The organism is Youhaiella tibetensis, assembly GCF_008000755.1.
GTDB lineage: Bacteria > Pseudomonadota > Alphaproteobacteria > Rhizobiales > Devosiaceae > Paradevosia > Paradevosia tibetensis.
Genome location: NZ_CP041690.1, coordinates 2,441,262 through 2,457,921 on the forward strand (window position 1 = coordinate 2,441,262; position 16,660 = coordinate 2,457,921).

Annotated in this window: 15 protein-coding genes and 1 tRNA gene; 5 read left to right on the plus strand and 11 right to left on the minus strand. The window is 63.2% G+C overall.

The features are described from left to right. The 3 genes from FNA67_RS11800 to FNA67_RS11810 form a co-directional block, all read right to left on the minus strand. On the minus strand, positions 1-903 hold the full coding sequence (locus FNA67_RS11800) for a carbohydrate ABC transporter permease (protein WP_049705293.1): 903 nt from the start codon (positions 901-903) through the stop codon (positions 1-3). Further along, positions 900-1,844, minus strand: coding sequence for a carbohydrate ABC transporter permease (locus FNA67_RS11805; protein ID WP_244616335.1), 945 nt, complete (start codon positions 1,842-1,844; stop codon positions 900-902). The genes FNA67_RS11800 and FNA67_RS11805 overlap by 4 nt, the downstream gene beginning before the upstream one ends. 69 nt (positions 1,845-1,913) lie before the next feature. Continuing rightward, positions 1,914-3,164, minus strand: a complete 1,251-nt coding sequence (locus FNA67_RS11810; RefSeq protein WP_049705294.1) for an ABC transporter substrate-binding protein — start codon at positions 3,162-3,164, stop codon at positions 1,914-1,916. 122 nt (positions 3,165-3,286) lie between these two features. Between FNA67_RS11810 and FNA67_RS11815 the strand changes: the two genes are divergently transcribed. After that, on the plus strand, positions 3,287-4,438 hold the full coding sequence (locus FNA67_RS11815) for a LacI family DNA-binding transcriptional regulator (RefSeq protein ID WP_082202119.1): 1,152 nt from the start codon (positions 3,287-3,289) through the stop codon (positions 4,436-4,438). 51 nt (positions 4,439-4,489) lie between these two features. After that, positions 4,490-4,566, plus strand: a tRNA-Arg gene (locus tag FNA67_RS11820). Between the two features lie 401 nt (positions 4,567-4,967). Here the strand turns inward: FNA67_RS11820 and FNA67_RS11825 are convergent. Together FNA67_RS11825 and FNA67_RS11830 are read right to left on the minus strand one after the other, a co-directional pair. Beyond that, the gene (locus FNA67_RS11825) at positions 4,968-5,279 is read right to left on the minus strand and encodes a hypothetical protein (RefSeq protein WP_147656157.1); all 312 of its coding nucleotides are present in this window, start codon (positions 5,277-5,279) and stop codon (positions 4,968-4,970) included. A 114-nt stretch (positions 5,280-5,393) separates the two neighbouring features. After that, the gene (locus tag FNA67_RS11830) at positions 5,394-5,858 is read right to left on the minus strand and encodes a hypothetical protein (protein ID WP_147656158.1); all 465 of its coding nucleotides are present in this window, start codon (positions 5,856-5,858) and stop codon (positions 5,394-5,396) included. 223 nt (positions 5,859-6,081) lie between these two features. Here FNA67_RS11830 and parE point away from each other — a divergent pair, with 223 nt between their 5' ends. The 3 genes from parE to FNA67_RS11845 all read left to right on the plus strand — a co-directional run bounded on the left by parE (position 6,082) and on the right by FNA67_RS11845 (position 10,879). Beyond that, positions 6,082-8,112 (plus strand): DNA topoisomerase IV subunit B, encoded by a 2,031-nt coding sequence (gene parE / locus FNA67_RS11835; protein WP_147656159.1) that lies wholly within the window; start codon positions 6,082-6,084, stop codon positions 8,110-8,112. A 154-nt stretch (positions 8,113-8,266) separates the two neighbouring features. Beyond that, entirely contained in the window at positions 8,267-9,649 is a 1,383-nt protein-coding gene (locus FNA67_RS11840; RefSeq protein ID WP_049705369.1) for a DEAD/DEAH box helicase, read from the plus strand. A gap of 156 nt (positions 9,650-9,805) precedes the next feature. Then, positions 9,806-10,879, plus strand: a complete 1,074-nt coding sequence (locus tag FNA67_RS11845) for a GGDEF domain-containing protein (RefSeq protein ID WP_053167884.1) — start codon at positions 9,806-9,808, stop codon at positions 10,877-10,879. 238 nt (positions 10,880-11,117) lie between these two features. On the opposite strand, the gene FNA67_RS11850 is transcribed toward FNA67_RS11845, so the two are convergent. The 6 genes from FNA67_RS11850 to sufC form a co-directional block, all read right to left on the minus strand. Next, the gene (locus FNA67_RS11850) at positions 11,118-12,383 is read right to left on the minus strand and encodes a 3-phosphoshikimate 1-carboxyvinyltransferase (protein ID WP_244616336.1); all 1,266 of its coding nucleotides are present in this window, start codon (positions 12,381-12,383) and stop codon (positions 11,118-11,120) included. A 235-nt stretch (positions 12,384-12,618) separates the two neighbouring features. Then, positions 12,619-12,999, minus strand: coding sequence for a HesB/IscA family protein (locus FNA67_RS11855; RefSeq protein ID WP_049705371.1), 381 nt, complete (start codon positions 12,997-12,999; stop codon positions 12,619-12,621). 52 nt (positions 13,000-13,051) lie between these two features. Beyond that, positions 13,052-13,456 (minus strand): SUF system Fe-S cluster assembly protein, encoded by a 405-nt coding sequence (locus tag FNA67_RS11860; RefSeq protein ID WP_082202124.1) that lies wholly within the window; start codon positions 13,454-13,456, stop codon positions 13,052-13,054. 11 nt (positions 13,457-13,467) lie between these two features. Next, positions 13,468-14,688 carry a cysteine desulfurase gene (locus FNA67_RS11865; RefSeq protein ID WP_147656160.1) on the minus strand — a complete coding sequence of 407 codons (1,221 nt, stop codon included), beginning with the start codon at positions 14,686-14,688 and terminating at the stop codon, positions 13,468-13,470. Next, the gene (gene sufD / locus FNA67_RS11870; protein ID WP_147656161.1) at positions 14,685-15,893 is read right to left on the minus strand and encodes a Fe-S cluster assembly protein SufD; all 1,209 of its coding nucleotides are present in this window, start codon (positions 15,891-15,893) and stop codon (positions 14,685-14,687) included. The genes FNA67_RS11865 and sufD overlap by 4 nt, the downstream gene beginning before the upstream one ends. Positions 15,894-15,898: 5 nt before the next feature. Then, on the minus strand, positions 15,899-16,651 hold the full coding sequence (gene sufC, locus FNA67_RS11875; protein ID WP_147658190.1) for a Fe-S cluster assembly ATPase SufC: 753 nt from the start codon (positions 16,649-16,651) through the stop codon (positions 15,899-15,901). Between the last annotated feature and the right edge of the window lie 9 nt (positions 16,652-16,660).

Here is a 16,660-nt window from a genome sequence, read left to right on the forward strand (position 1 = left end):
TCAGCCTTTCACGGCGCCGGCAGCGATACCGCGGACGAACCACTTGCCGGAAACGAAGTAAACGATCAGCGGAACAGCGCCCGTAAGCACGGTGGCCGCCATGTTGGTGCTGTATTCGACCGTGCCGGTCGAGGTGCGCACGATGTTGTTGAGCTGGACCGTCATCGGCATGTTCTCGCGCCCGGCAAAGACCAGCCCGAAGATGAAGTCGTTCCAGATGCCCGTGACCTGGAGGATCACCGCCACGATCGCGATCGGCACGGACATGGGCAGCATTACTGAAAAGAAGATGCGCCAGAACCCTGCCCCATCCACGCGCGCCGCCTTGAACAGTTCCACCGGCAGCGACGCGAAGAAGTTGCGGAACAGCAGCGTCAGGATCGGCATGCCGAAGATGGTGTGGACGATCACGATGCCGGGCAAGGTCCCGAAGAGGCCCACGCGGCTCAGCCCGAAGATGATCGGATAGACCAGCACCTGGAACGGCACGAAGGCGCCAAAGACCAGGATGGCGAACATGAACTCGGCGCCGCGGAAGCGCCAGAAGCTCAGCGCGTAGCCGTTGATCATCGCGATGACGATCGAGATGGGCACCGAGAGCACCGTGATCTTGACTGAATTGAAGAACCCGGGCGCCAGACCGGTACAGGCCACGCCCGTACAGGCCGAACTCCAAGCCTTCACCCAGTAGTCGAAGGTCGGCTGGGTCGGCAGCGCAAAGATGTTGCCGCCCCGGATCTCGTTCATCGACTTCATGGACGTCATGATCATGACGATCAGAGGGACGAGGAAGAAGAGCGCGGCGATGAGAAGAAAGGCGTAGATGCCGACGCGCGCTGCGGTAACCTGCTTGGGCCTGGGCCCCGAGGGCTCGATGCCAGCCTGCATTGCCAAGGAACTCATACGGTCCTCCCACGGCGCGAAACGCGCCAACGGTAGATCGCCTGGATAATGATCAGCGCGGCAATCGGGAGCAGCATGCAGGTCGCTGCCGCCATGCCGTGACCGACATTGCGAGAATTGATGTTGTCGATGACGTAGGTCGCCGGCATCTGGGTTGAGATGCCCGGGCCGCCGCCGGTCATGGCGATGACGATATCGAAGGTGCGCACGACATTGACGACGAGCAGCACCAGGGCCGTGGCCACCGCCCCGCGCATCATCGGAACGACGATGCTCAGGTAGGTGCGCCAGGTGGGGATGCCGTCGATGCGCGCCGCCTTCCAGATTTCCTCATCCACGCCGCGCAGGCCGGAGAGCAGGATCGCCATGGTCACACCCACCCCGTTCCAAACGCTGGCGACGACCATGCCGAGCAGCGCGGTATTGGAACTTGCCAGGGGCGCGAAGGTGAAGTCGGTGTAGCCGAGGCTGCGAACGAAGGCCTGGAAGCCCCAGTTCGGATCGAGCATGAGCTGCCAGACCAGACCGGTGATCACCGCCGAGAGCGCGAACGGGTAGAGAAATACCGTTCGGAACGCGTCTTCCCCGCGGACACGCTGGTCGATGGCCACCGCCAGCGCAAATCCCAGGCTCAGGCAAAGGGCGATATGGCCGAAGCCATAGAACCAGATGTTGATGACCGATTGCTGCCAGCGGGGCGTCGCCCACAGGATTTCATACTGACGCCAGCCAACGAAGTTGAAGCTGGGAAAGAGCTTGGAGTTGGTGAAAGAGAGCACCACCGTAAAGATGATGCCGACGACGAAGACGCCAATCGCCACGATCATCATGGGCAATGTCCCGATGATGGCCGAAAGCTTGCCGGCTAGTCGCCGGCGACCGGCTCTCGCTTTGAGCTGACGCTGTGTGAGCGCCTGCTCGGTCGCAACAGTCGTGGTCACGCGCTGATCCCCGCATGCAAAGACACAAGAAGAACGGCGGTCCGGATTACTCCGAACCGCCGCAACAAATCACTCGGCGTTCTTGAGCAGTTCGACGAACTGCGCCTGAGCGGCTTCCGGAGTGGTGTTTGCGTTGTAGATCAGGTCCGAGAAGATGGCGTTCTGGGCCGTAGCGAAGGCCTCGTTGCGCCACACGTTCTGGTCGGGAACAACGGCACCCGGCTGCTTGAGCACGTCGATCGCCTTCTTCATGCAATCGTTGGCCAGCGACAGGTCGACGTCGTCACGGATCGGGGCGGAACCCTTGGCCGTGTTGAACTTCGCCTGCACCTGCGGGTTGACCATCATCGAGGCCAGCGAGAGCTGGGCGCGCTCGACATCCGGGTCGCTCTGCTTGAAGAACACGAAGATGTCGCCGCCAATGCGGACGTTCTTGGCCTCAGGCAGCAGCGGCCCGAGCAGGCAGGCATAGTCCACGCCCGGCTTCTGGCCGGCAACCTGGAATTCGCCCTGGGCCCAGTCGCCCATGACCTGGAGAGCGGCTTCGCCCGAGATCACTAGCGAAGTGGTATCGGACCAGCTGCGGTTCGGCGAACCCGGGTCGGCATAGGTACCCAGGGTCTTGAGGTCGGTGAAGGCCTTGAGCACTTCCGGGCCACCGGCGAGATCGAGATCCTTGTCCTTCCAGATCTTCTCGACCTTCTCGGCACCGAGCTGGGCGAGGATGAGCTGGTTGGCCGCAAGGCTGACCTGCCAGCCGCCGCCGTCGCCACCGATGGCGAAAGGAATGACCCCGGCTTCCTTCAGCTTGGGAAGGTCGGCGGTGTATTCGTCCCAGGTCGAGGGAACTTCGAGGCCGGCCTTCTTGAAGGCGGCAACGGAGGCCCAGGCCCAGTTGTTCATGTGGATGTTGACCGGAACGCACCACCACTTGCCGTCGATCTTGCACGGAGCAACGGTCTCGGCAGGACGGATGAACTTGTCCCAACCTTCCTTCTCGGCAAGCGGCGTCAGATCGAGCAGCAGGCCGGCGGAAATGAGTTCTTCGTACTGACGGCCCGGGTTGAACTGGGCTGCGTCCGGCGGGTCTCCACCGAGGGCGCGCTGCATGATGGCGGCGCGAGCGGTTTCACCCAGGGCAATGGCGTTATCGACCCATTTGTCGCCGGTTTTGTCGAACTCGTTCGCAAAGACCGAAACGGCCGCCTGCTCGCCACCCGACGTCCACCAGTGGATGACTTCAACGTCCGCCGCCTGCGCGATCGAGACATTGCCCAGCACCGCGGCGGCCAGCAAGGCCACCGCCGAAATATTCTTCATAGTGTTTCCTCCCAACGGTCCTTGGAGCAAAACGCTCCACGACGACGGCCGCTGAAAACCTTCCTCAAGGCTCTCCAGCCGACCGAATGTAATCGATTGCAAGGCGCATCCTCTACCGCCTTGTGCAATCGATTGCACTACACTCAGACACTTCTTGCGCGGCTGTCAAGATCGTTTTAGACAAGTCCCATTCGCAATGGCGACGGGAGGAGCCGTTGGCCCCTCAGAAGCCACCCAAAAGCCCAACAATTCAAGATGTTGCACGCAAGGCCGGAGTTTCCGCGGCAACCGTGAGCCGCGCCCTCAGCGCGCCGGAAAAGGTCTCTGGCGACACGCGGGCCAAGGTTTCCGAGGCTGTCGAGGCGACGGGCTACACCATCAACCAGGCGGCCCGCTCGCTGCGCATGCGCGAGGCACGGACGATCCTGGTTGCGATCCCCAACATGGGCAACCCGTTCTACTCGACCATCATGGATGCGGTAGTCGGGGAGGCTGCCGAGCGCGGCTATGGCGTTCTCGTCGCCAATCGCCTGGGCAACGACCCGACCCAATGGCTGCGAGACTATTTTTCGTCCAACCGCGCCGATGGCCTCCTGCTTTTCGACGCCTCGCTCGAACTCGGCCACCTGCCCGAGCCGCCGCGGCAGCGTGGCGCCCTGCCCCTGGTACTCTCGTGCGACGAGATCATCGACGGCGGCTTCAACCTGGTGACCACCGACAATCGCGCCGCCGCAGAACGAGCCACCCGTCACCTGATCGAACTGGGGCACACCCGAATCGGTCAGATCGGCGGCAGGCAGGTCCATCAGTTCCCAAACGAGCGTACGCTCGGCTTCCAGGATGCGATGCGCAAGGCAGGCCTGACGACCCGGCCTGACTGGTATTTTCCGGGCGACCACACCATGGCCTGCGGTATCAGAGCGGCCGACAGCTACCTGGCGCTCGAGGATCGCCCCACGGCGCTGTTCTGCGCCAACGACGAATCCATGATCGGCTTTCTCTCGCGCAGCCGGGCCCATGGCATCGAGTGCCCGCGCGATATCTCCCTGATCGGGTTCGACGACATCAGCATTGCCGAAAATTACTGGCCACCGCTGACCACCATGCGCCAACCGCGCCACGAGTTGGGACGCGTCGCCACTGCGACGCTGCTCGACATCCTGGATGGCACGACCCGGCCCAATCAGGGCCTGCATGTGATCCTGCCGTCCCAGCTGATCATCCGGGGCAGCACCGCCGCCTGCTCTTCACACCGGAAAGCCGTCGGGCAGTAACTTTGTCTTTTGCCCAGGCAACGCTTGCGCTAAACGGGGTCGCGCCAGTGTGGTCCCGTAGCTCAGCTGGATAGAGCAGCAGCCTTCTAAGCTGTTGGTCGCAGGTTCGAGTCCTGCCGGGATCGCCAACCCTCCCTCTTCACCACGACGACAGACCGCCGAGCAAAGGATTTTGCCCGCCGGCTTGGTAACAGCTATGAGAAGTAAAACAGCAGCGAAACGCCAAGTATAACAAACTGACGCGGAGCACAGAGGTGGGCAAGCCGGTACGCGAGACTCAAAAATCCGGCTTGCAACCACCATCGATTGCTTCGCGATCTTCCGGCTTTTACAAACGCAGAACTACTGCCAGCCGCGAACGCCATACGGCAACTCCAGACACATGACCGTATGCATCGCTTTGTATCTGAGCAGGCTTAAAAAAGTGCTGCTGAGAAGCAAACAGAAGGTAAATGGGCGCGAAAACGGCCAAGATCAGGCCGCCGCGCCGAAGTGAAGCGAATGTGATGGCTGCTGGAACGCGGTGCAGCTAGGAGGCGCGACGCAGGCGCTTGGCGCTCACGATCTCGCCGCGGCAGCGGTTGTAATCGATGAGGTACACCCACTTGCCCTTGGTGGCGCGAACCTGGATGTGCCGATCGATTGGTGCGTTGAGGAAGATGTTGGTGAACCCCTCGGCGGCAACCCGCTGGCGAACCTGGTAGTCGGTGAGGCACAGGACCGGTGCGATCGGCCTTCCGAAACCCATGAACATGCCAAAATTATTGGCCTGGGCCGAAGTGGAACTGGCGGCGATCGCCAGCATGAAGAACGCTGCTGCAGTCAGGCTGTGAAGTTTCATGGCCTTCTTCCCCTCCTGGGCGCTTGATTGAAGACCCGCCACGGCGCCAAAGCAATAGGCGCCGGCCCGGATTTCTCCGGGCCGGGTTCCAGCAATAAAGATCGCGGCGGGATCTTAGTTGCCGAAATCGAACTGGAAGCCGAAGCCACCGCCAAAAGCCGGACGGATTGGTTGCACGCGGTCGACATAGCCCGTGCAGCGGTTGACGCGCATGGAATAGAGCCAGCGGCCATAGACACCGTTCACCTCGACCCGGTCACGACCGACATCGCGGCGGATGCGGACATTGTCGAAACCGTAGGAAGCAATGCCGCGCCGGATCTGGCGGTCGTTGAGGCAGAACCGCCCCGGGCGATGGTCGGGAACGATCACCCGCCCCTGGGGACCGAAAGTCTGGTTGCCGTTCCGGCCGCCGTCATTGCCCAGGTCGAGCTGGAAGGTCATGGCCGGACCGTTTCCGCCACCGGGGCCGTGACCGGCCGCCTGTGCCGGCAGCGCCGTCAGCGCACTGGCCCCGAGCGCCAGCGCCACGACGGCAGCACGGCTGGTGTTCTTGACTATGTTCAGGATCGGGGCCATTTGCTCTCTCCACTCACTTGGAAATTCACTGCGCCTCTTCGGCGTTGTGATCACCCTAGAGAGCTCGCGTTGAACGGAACCGGAATTGTCTGTTCATCTGCCGTTCAGCCAAGGCCTGCGCTGAACAAACTGTGGCCGGAAGCCACGGCGCGCCTGAGTTATGATAGGCGCTAAGATGTCCTGATTCGCGGGCGCCACATGCGCCCACCCCCGAAAGGTACATATGTCGCAAACTGACGATCTTTTCGGCGATACTCCGCCACCGGCTCCCGCTCCCGCCTCTCCTGCGCCCGCGGCTCAACAGCCCGCGCGCCCTGCCTCCGCGCCCGCGACGGGCAGCTACTCGGCGGCTGATATCGAGGTCCTGGAAGGACTTGAGCCCGTTCGGCGGCGCCCCGGCATGTATATCGGCGGCACAGATTCCAACGCCCTGCATCACCTCTTCGCCGAAGTGATCGACAACTGCATGGACGAGGCGATCGCCGGTCACGCCACCCGCATCGAAGTCGAGTTCGACGCCGAAGGCTTCGTGACCGTCATCGACAACGGCCGCGGCATTCCGGTCGAAGCGCACCCGAAATTCCCCAACCGCTCGACCCTCGAGATCATCATGACCACCCTCCACGCGGGTGGTAAGTTCGATTCCAAGGCCTACGAAACCTCCGGCGGCCTCCACGGCGTCGGCGTCTCGGTGGTCAACGCCCTCTCGGACGCGCTCATTATCGAAACGGTGCGCGACCAGCAGCTTTACCGCCAGTCCTTCTCTCGCGGGACGCCGACGAGCGGCGTCGAGAACGTCGGCCGCATAAACAACCGCCGCGGCACCTCGGTGCGCTTCCACCCGGACCCGGAAATCTTCGGCGGCCGCGCGCAGCTTTCCGCCCAGCGCCTCTTCAAGATGACGCGCGCCAAGGCCTATCTCTTCGGCGGCGTCGAGCTGCGCTGGTCCTGCGACGAGGCCCATGCAGCCGAGGACGTGCCGACCAAGGCGACGTTCCATTATCCGGGCGGCCTGCGCGACTTCATGGCTTCGCGCATCGAGGGCGAAACCCGCATCGTCGATGACATCTTCTCGGGGCAGGCCGGCAAACCGGGCAGCCACGGCGCCTGCGAATGGGCAATCGCCTGGTCGCTGGGCGACGGCTTCGTCTCGTCCTACTGCAACACGGTTCCCACCCCCGATGGCGGCACCCACGAGACCGGCCTGCGCACCGCGCTGCTGCGCGGCCTCAAGAGCTATGCCGAACTCACCAACAACAAGCGCGCCGCGATACTGACGTCCGAGGACGTGCTGGCCCATTGCAGCGCCATGCTGTCGGTCTTCGTCCGGGAGCCCGAATTCGTCGGGCAGACCAAGGACAAGCTGGCCTCCGGCGAAGCGACCCGCATCGTCGACAACGCGCTGCGCGACGCCTTCGACCATTGGCTGGCCGCCTCCCCGAACCAGGCGAGCAAGCTGCTCGACTGGGCGGTCGACCGCGCCGAGGAGCGGCTGCGCCGCCGCAAGGAAAAGGAAGTCGAGCGCGCCAGCGCCACCCGCAAGCTTCGCCTGCCGGGCAAGCTCGCCGACTGCACGCAGACCGCCGCCCAGGGCGCCGAACTCTTCATCGTGGAAGGCGACAGCGCCGGCGGCTCGGCCAAGCAGGCCCGCAGCCGCGCCAGCCAAGCCGTGCTGCCCCTGCGCGGCAAGATCCTCAATGTCGCCGGCGCCAGCCGCGACAAGCTCGCCGCCAACCAGCTGATCGCCGACATGATCCAGGCGCTCGGCTGCGGCACGCGCGATCGCTACCGCGAGGACGACCTGCGTTACGACAAGATCATCATCATGACCGACGCCGACGTCGACGGCGCCCACATCGCGTCGCTCCTGATCACTTTCTTCTTCCAGGAGATGCCGCAGCTCATCGACCACGGCCACCTTTACCTGGCCGTGCCTCCGCTCTACCGCATCACCCAGGGCGCCAAGACGCTTTACGCAAGAGACGACCTGCATAAGGAAGAATTGATCGCCAGTGAATTCACCGGCAGAGGCAAGATCGAAATCACCCGGTTCAAGGGCCTGGGCGAAATGCCGTTCGCGCATCTACGCGAAACAACCATGAACCCGGTTACTCGGACTTTATTGCAGGTCAAGGTCCTGCAAGATCGCGATGACACCCGATCTTCAGTGGATCGGCTCATGGGCAACAAGCCCGAGAGCAGGTTCGATTTCATTCAGGCCAATGCCGCTTTCGTTACCGATCTCGATATCTAGCGAGTGCAATCGGAAGCATTAAGGTTCCGCCTTGGAATCCCGTTGACTCGCAAGGTCTTTGCGTTATGGTCCCCGCCGTCGAGGACCACTCCGTCGGCCTGCGGTTCTGCTCCCTGCCGACATCCTTCCAACTTCTGAGTGGACGATTAGAGATTTGACGCAAGACTTTTCCGGGCTTGGCCTTAGCAGCAAGGTGACGGACGCTGTTGCCGCTGCCGGATATACCAAGCCCACCGACATCCAGGCGCAGGCCATCCCCCATGTCCTTGAAAAGAAGGACCTGATTGGCATTGCCCAAACCGGAACCGGCAAGACGGCATCGTTCGTCCTGCCCATGCTCACGCTTCTCGAAAGCGGCAGGGCACGCGCGCGCATGCCGCGAACCCTGATCCTTGAACCGACGCGCGAACTCGCAGCGCAGGTGCACGAGAATTTCGAGAAGTACGGCAAGAACCACCGGCTCTCCGTCGCCCTCCTCATCGGCGGCGTTTCCTTCGAAGAGCAGAACAAGAAGCTCGACCGCGGCGCCGATGTGCTGATCGCGACACCCGGCCGCCTGCTCGACCAGTTCGATCGCGGCCGCGTGCTGCTTACGGGCGTGGACATCCTCGTCATCGACGAAGCTGACCGCATGCTCGACATGGGTTTCATCCCCGATATCGAACGCATCATCTCGCTGCTGCCGCCGCGCCGCCAGACGCTGTTCTTCTCGGCCACGATGCCGCCGGAGATCCAGAAGCTGACTGCCCGCTTCCTGCGCGATCCGGTCAAGGTCGAAGTGGCTCGCCAGAACTCGACCGCCGAGACCATCGACCAGCGCCTGGTCAAGACCGGCAACAAGCCCGAAGACAAGCGCGAGACGCTGCGCCAGCAACTGCGCGCGGCCGAGAATCTCACCAACGCGATTATCTTCTCGAACCGCAAGCGCGACGTGGCGACTCTCGCCCGCTCGCTCCAGCGGCACGGCTTCTCGGTTGGCGCGCTGCATGGCGACATGGACCAGAAGAGCCGCATGGAAACGCTCGACCAGTTCAAGTCAAACAAGCTGACGCTGCTGGTTGCTTCGGACGTCGCCGCTCGCGGCCTCGACATTCCGGCGGTAAGCCACGTCTTCAACTTCGATGCGCCCACGCACGCCGAGGACTATGTCCACCGCATCGGCCGCACTGGCCGTGCGGGCCGCTCGGGCGTGGCGATCACCCTGGTGGCGCCATCCGATGCCAAGCACATCGACGCCATCACCAAGCTGATTCAGCGTGAGATTCCCTATGTGAGCGGCAAGCCTGCCGCCGCTGAGGAGACTCATGCCGAAGAGACCGCCAAGCCGTCGCGCTCGCGTCGCGGCAAGGCGGAAGCCAAGTCCAAACCAGACCACGGCGAACGCGCCGAGCAACCGGCCCCCGCGGAGCAGGCAGCCAAGCCCGCCCGCAAGGCAAAGACCCCTCGCCCGGACAAGGTTACTGGCATCGACGCCAGTTCGCCTTTCGGTGCAGACGGCCCGGTTCCGGCATTCCTCCTGCGCCCCACCGGCCGGTAATTAGTATTACTTCGAATACGCTTGGCGCCTTCATTTTAAGCGCCAAGACAGACTACTTGTGTAGACTAGTTTTAGGGGGCGTCTTTACGCCCCATTAAATAGATAGCGGAACAATGGGCGCTCTTTCAGGGAAAGCGTCCAGAAGGGCGAGGGGCCGTGTCTGAACAGGAATTCAAGCGCGCGTTTGGCTATGCCAACACTGCACTCGACCTGCTCCACCGCGGGCAGATTCCGCCCTACCCCCAATTCTATGAATTGCTCTACACTTACGCCACCGGCGTCAACCCTCTCCTGAACGCGCGGATCAACGCCATCTTCCAGGGCGGCGAAGCCCCTGACAGCGACCTGGCGGCCAAGCTCTACGACGAGTTTCTCAAGGCCCACGATGCCAACGAGCGCATCAACAGCGTTTCCGAGCGCATGTCGCATCGCATCGAGGCGGTGCACGATGCCATCGACGCGGCGATGGTGACGGCCAGTTCCTTTTCATCGACCCTCCAGACCGCCACCGGCGACCTGGAGGCCGAAATCTCGGCGGCCGAACTGCGCGCCATGGCCCAGCGCCTCCTCAAGGAGACGCGCCGCATGCAGGACACCAACCGCAAGCTCGAGCAGAAACTCGAGGCGGCGCGCGACGACCTCTCGGCGCTCCAGCGCGACCTCGACGAGGCGCGCAAGGAGTCCATGCTCGACCCCCTTACCAAGATCTTCAATCGCAAGTGCTTCGATGAGGGCCTGGTCAAGGCCATGAGCGAAGCCGCGACCTATGGCGAGCCGCTCTCGCTGGTGATGATCGACATCGACCAGTTCAAGCAGTTCAACGACACCTACGGCCACCAGACTGGCGACCAGGTACTCCGGCTCGTCGCCATGACGCTCAAATCCAACATCAAGGGCAAGGACCTCGCCGCCCGCTACGGCGGGGAAGAGTTCGCGGCTATCCTGCCCTCGACCGACTACGCGGCGGCCCTCCACGTGGCCGAGAACGTCCGCAAGGCCCTGCAGGCCAAGGAACTGCTCAAGCGCTCGACCAACGAAAAGCTGGGACGCATCACCGCTTCGTTCGGCGTCGCCAGCTATCGCCCCGGGGATACGCCATCCTCGCTCCTCGAGCGCGCCGACCGCTGCCTCTATGCCGCCAAGCATTCAGGCCGCAATTGCGTGGTCGGCGAGATCGGCCTCGCCGCCCCCGAGCATTCCGGCAAGCGCGATCCGCAAGAGGCTGCTTAGTCTGCGGCGTGACGGATAACCGCCACAGCGTTCGCGCGGATTCTCTGCGGCAAGATTTTTCTGTAAAGCATTGATATACAACGTGCTTTTGGCGATACGCCAGCCCGCCAATCGTTAAAATTTGACTCAAATTTCGGGGGGTCGAGCCGGACTTTGCTGGCACGGCTTGCCTATTCGGCAACAAAAAAGGCGCGCCGGAGCGCACCTCTTTTCTCTTTGCGAGGGGGCGAAACCAGCACTAGGCCGGGTCGACCTCGACATCGAGCGATCGCAGCGCATCCCAATAGCCCGGATAGGTCTTGCCGACGCAGTTCGGGTCCAGGATCGTGATGCCGTTGATCTTGAGCCCCGCCAGCGCAAAGCTCATGGCGATCCGATGGTCGGCATAGGTTTCGATGTCTGCCGGCAGCGTCTGGCCGGCGAGCGCGGGATCGGCAGCCACGATGAGATCGTCGCCATCCTCCGTACCCAGTCCCGGCCGGATGCGCGAGAGTTCGGTGGCGACCGCCGAGATGCGGTCGCATTCCTTGACCCGCAGGTTCGAGATGCCCACGAAACGGACCGGCTTGTTGTTGAAGGCCGCGAGCACGGCAAGCGTCGGCACGGCGTCCTGTATCTGGGAACCATCGATGACGGGCGGCAGATTGGGGAACATCGAGATGTAGCGGGCTGCCTCGGCGTCGGGCTGGGTGAAAGCGTCCATGGGCACGCCCAGGTCGATATCGCCGCCGGTGAGCGCGCTGGCCGCCCACAGATAGGTCGCAGCCGAGGCGTCGGGCTCGATGGCGAAGTCGGTGGCGTGGTAACCGGTGGGCAGGACGAACCAGGTGGCCTCATCCTTCTGGTCGACCTCGGCGCCAAAGGCCTTCATGGCGGCGACCGTGAGGTTCACGTAGCCCCGGGCGCCGATATCGGGGCCGGTGAGCGCGATCTCGATGGGGCCATCGCCGAGCGGGGCAGCCATCAGGAGCGCGGAAACATATTGGCTGGAAAGACCGGCATCGATCTCCACCCTGCCCGAGCCGAACGAACCGCGGCCCTGGATGGTGACGGGCGGGCAATCGGTGGGCGCGTTGGCGACGATGCCGAGCGAACGCAGGGCGGCCACCAGCGGGGCGATCGGGCGCTTGCGCATGTGCTCGTCGCCATCGACGATCACCGCGCCATCGACGGTCGCGGCGGCAGCGGTGAGGAAGCGCACGGCCGTGCCGGCATTGCCGAGGAACAACGGCTGGCTCGGCGCCTCGAGGCGGCCGGAACCGATGACTTCAAAGGTGGTCGCGTCCGGCTCGTTGACCTCGACGCCCATCTGCCGCAGCGCGGCGGACATCAGGATCGTGTCCTTGCTCTTGAGCGCACCGGTGAGGACCGAGCGGCCCTTGGCGAGGGCAGCGAGCAGCAGGGCGCGATTGGTGATGGACTTGGAGCCCGGCGGGGTGACGCGCCCGTAGAGCGGGCCCTGCGGCGGAACGATCCTCACCGCGCGCAAGCTGTTCGTCGTCACTTCGTTTCTCCCGATTTCCGTTTTGAAAAGCGCGCCGGACTATTGGCACATTTCGGGCAGGGCAGAAAGGGCCGAGGGTTGGGGGCCTCAACTCTTTGGACTTCCCCGGCGCAGGCCGGGGCACAGCAACGAACCCGGAGTCAGGTGAGAAATCCATCGGCCCCGGCTTTCGCCGGGGAAGAACGTCCAGAGGTCGGGAACAAACTGAGCCTGGGAGGCCTGGCCCCGCCCCAAATCAGACGTGAGCGCGAGCCTCGGCCAGGGCCTTGAGATCGGCGGGCTTGAGCTGGACGCTTTCGCCGCAACCGCATTCGCCGGTCTTGTTGGGATTGTCGAACGTGAACCCGGAGCTCATCTTGCTCTCCTTGTAGTCCATCACCGTTCCGAGGAGGAACAGCGTGGCCTTGGGCTCGACATAGACATCCACGCCCTTTTCGGCGACGTGGTCGTCGCCCGGCACGGGTTCCTTGAGGTAGTTCAGCGTATAGGCCATGCCGGCGCAGCCGGCGTTCTTGACGCCGACGCGCACGCCGATAACCGGCTCATCGCTGTCTTCCATGATTTCACGGATGCGCTCGGCAGCGGCATCGCTCAGGCTCATGATCTTGAAGGGCATTCAGTCACCATCCATCGTTAGATGACGATATAGCACGTCCGACGCGAAATGCCTACCACCAGTTGAGGGCGACCTGGGCTTCCTCGCTCATGCGGTCGGGCGTCCACGGCGGATCGAAGACCATGTTGACGGTCACGTCCTGGATGCCTTCCACGGCCCGGGCCGCATTTTCGACCCAGCCGGGCATCTCGCCGGCAACCGGGCAGCCCGGAGCGGTCAACGTCATGTCGATCGTGAGGTTCCGGTTGTCATCCAGATCGACCTTATAGACGAGGCCGAGTTCATAGATGTCGACCGGGATTTCCGGGTCGTAGACGGTCTTGAGAGCGCCGATCAGGTCGCCCGTGATCCGCGCGACCTCGTCCTCGGGCAAGCCGGCGCTGGTATGCACCGTCTCGATCCGCACCGGAGCCTCGCTGGCGTTCGCCTCGACCTTGGTTTCAGCTTCTTCAGTCATCGATTATCGCCTCAAGCGAAGAAAGTACGCGCTTTTTCGATGCCCTCAACCAGCGCATCGACATCGTCCTTGCCGTTATATAGGCCGAACGAGGCCCGGCATGTAGAGGTGACGCCAAATCTGTTGAGTAGCGGCATAGCGCAATGGGTCCCTGCCCGCACGGCGATGCCGTAGCGGTCGAGGATCGTCGAAATGTCGTGGGCGTGAGCGCCGTCGATGGCGAACGAGAAGATGCCGCCCTTGCCCGGCGCGGTGCCGATGAGACGCAGCGAGTTGATTCTCTGCAAGCGCTCCTGGGCGTAAGCCGTTAGTTCTGCTTCATGTTCCGCCACGGCATCGCGACCGAGAGCATCGACGTAGTCGATGGCCGCGCCAAGGCCGATGGCCTGGACGATAGGCGGGGTGCCGGCCTCGAAACGGTGCGGCGGCTCGTTATAGGTGATGCCGTCGACGGTCACCGTATCGATCATCTCGCCACCGCCCTGATAGGGCTGCATGTCCTTGAGCAGGTCGAACTTGCCGTAGAGAATGCCGATGCCGGTGGGGCCATAGAGCTTGTGGCCGGTGGCGACGTAGAAATCGACATCGAGGTCCTGCACGTCCACCTTGAGGTGAACGGCGCCCTGGCTCCCGTCGACCAGCACCGGAATGCCGCGGGCATGGGCGATCTCGATGACGTCCTTGATCGGCGTCACCGTGCCCAGCACGTTCGACATATGCGTCACCGCAACCATCCTGGTCTTGGGGGACAACGCCTTCTCGAAGGCATCGATATCGAAGCTGCCGTCGTCGCGGACATCGACGAACTTGAGCACCGCGCCCTTGCGCTCCCGATGGAAATGCCAGGGCACGATGTTGGAATGGTGCTCCATGATGGTGACGACGATCTCGTCACCCTCGGAAATGCGCGGGCCCGCGAAGGACGACGCGACGAGATTGATCGCTTCGGTCGCGGACTTGGTGAAGATGATCTCTTCGACCTTTTTCGCGTTCAGCAGGCGCCGGGCAGCCTCGCGGCCGCCCTCATAGGCCTCGGTGGCCCGGTTCGCGAGCGTGTGCAGCCCGCGATGGACGTTGGCGTATTCGTGCCGATGGGCATAGTCCATCCGGTCCAGCACCTGCACCGGCTTCTGCGCCGATGCACCGCTATCGAGATAAACCAGCCTTTGCCCGTGGATCTTCTCCGAAAGGATCGGAAAATCCGCTCGGACCTTTGCGAGGTCGAAGCTCATTTGCCCAGCAGCCAGCTATCCACGATCGCCTTGAGCGCCTCGTTGAGAGCCTCGTCCTCGATCGGATCGAGCAGTTCCTCGAGGAAGCCGCGGACCAGCATGGTCTCGGCCTCTTCCTTGGGGATACCGCGGCTGACGAGGTAGAACAGCCAGTCCTCGTCAAGCTTGCCGCAGGTCGAGCCGTGCCCGCAGACCACGTCGTCCGCATAGATTTCGAGCTCGGGCTTGGAGAGGATCTCGGCTTCGTCCGAGAGCATCAGGCCCTGCATCATCATCTTGGAATCGGTCTTCTGGGAATCCCGCTCCACCACGATCTTGCCCTGGAACACGGCGCGCGAACGCCCGCGGGCGATCTGCTTGTAGAGTTCCTTGCTGGCCGTATTGGGCACTTCGTGGTTGACGTTGAGCGTGATGTCCCCGTGCTGCCCATCATTGACGAGATTGAGCCCGGTGAAATCGGCATAAGCCCCCTCGCCCGCGAAGCGCGAGAAGATCTGGGTACGCTCGAGCGCGGCGCCGGCATGGATCACCAGCGAGCGCAGCTTGGCGTTTTCGCCGATCTGGTACTCGACGGTGGCAAAGTGGGTCGAAGCCTTGGCCGATAGATCCACCGTGATGTGGGTCACGTTGGCGTTCGCGCCGACATCGAGATAGGTCGCGTGGTTGGCGAGATGCGCTTCCTGGCTGCCCGAATAGGTCTCGATGATGGTCGCCGAGCCGTTGTCGGCCACGAAGATGCGAGCGGAGCTGGAAGCATGCGCAGCGGCACCCTCGGTGCGGCGATCGATCTGGATGACCGGATCGACCGAGCCGTCGAGGTTGAGCACCAGGCTTTCCTTGGCGAGCGCGGTGTTGAGCCGCACGATCACGTCGTCACGGGTGGTGAGCGCCGAGCCCTCGGCCTTGCCGACGATGACGCCGGCTGGAGCCGTGCCGTGCGCCTGCACCTGGCCGTTCGCGATCATGAGCTGGAAGGCGCCGGGAACTTCGAGCGCCGGAGCGCTGGCGGAAGTCGCGGCCCCGGCCAGCGGCGGAACGCTGCGCAGCAGGGTCTTGAGGTCGGTATAGTGATAGGTCTCGACGCGGCGCGTCGGCAGGCCTGCACCGGCCAGGCGCTCGGCCTGGTCAGCGGCGCCGGCAGCGTTGAGCTGCTCGATCAGTGTGTTTTCAGCCGGCCCGAGCCGGACGGGGAAAGCTACATTCATCTGGTTCAAGCCGCCGCGTCTTCGTCGAAATCGGCATAGCCCTTGGCTTCGAGCTCGAGCGCCAGTTCCTTGCCGCCGCTCTCGACGATCTTGCCGTCCGAGAAGACGTGCACGACATCGGGAACAATGTGGTTGAGCAGGCGCTGGTAGTGCGTGATGACGAGCATGGACCGCTCGGGCGAACGCAGCGCGTTGACGCCTTCCGAAACCACCTTGAGCGCATCGATGTCGAGCCCGGAATCGGTCTCGTCGAGGATGCACATCTTGGGCTGGAGCAGCGCCATCTGCAGAATTTCGGCGCGCTTCTTCTCGCCGCCCGAGAAACCGACATTGAGCGCACGCTTGAGCATGTCGCTGTCGATATGGAGGCGGCTGCCGGCTTCCTTGACGGCCTTCATGAACTCGGGCGTCGAAAGCTCGCCTTCGTCGCGCGCCTTGCGCTGCGCGTTCATAGCAGCCTTTAGGAAGGTCATGGTGGCGACGCCCGGAATTTCGATCGGGTACTGGAACGCCAGGAAAATGCCGGCGGCAGCGCGCTCGTCGGGCTCCATCTCGAGGATGTTCTCGCCATCGAGCAGGATTTCGCCGCTCGTGACTTCGTAGTCTTCCTTGCCGGCCAGCACGTACGAAAGCGTCGACTTGCCCGAGCCATTCCGGCCCATGATGGCATGCACTTCGCCCTTGGGCAGCACCAGGTTCACGCCCTTGAGGATTTCGCGCTCTTCGATGCGAACATGCAGATCGCGGATTTCAAGCATCGGGGTGGT